Origin of the sequence: Psychromonas sp. Urea-02u-13 (genome assembly GCF_002835995.1) — a bacterium.
Lineage (GTDB): Bacteria > Pseudomonadota > Gammaproteobacteria > Enterobacterales > Psychromonadaceae > Psychromonas.
In genome coordinates this window covers 1-204 of sequence record NZ_PJBZ01000032.1, presented here as the reverse complement: position 1 = coordinate 204, position 204 = coordinate 1, and the positions used below count along the sequence as shown (strand labels likewise).

1 protein-coding gene is annotated in these 204 nt (G+C 38.2%); it reads left to right on the top strand.

The features are described from left to right. A partial coding sequence (locus CXF74_RS22340; protein WP_232772388.1) for a hypothetical protein occupies positions 1–204 on the top strand: 204 nt, incomplete at both ends.

The following is a 204-nucleotide window of genomic DNA, read 5'->3' as shown; positions in this document are numbered from 1 at the left end:
CATTATTCTAAAACAAAAATTGTCACCACTTTACGCATTAGCACTGAGCAATTTAATTGTTGGCGTCCTGAAGATAAACCTTCTGAACACCCACATGATTTTATTTCACTTCCCAAAATGCACTCACTGCCCAACGCAACTTCCATCGAACTGAAGTTTATAAATGGCAATCAGTTAATACTTTCTGGCGAGCTAAATCTACGG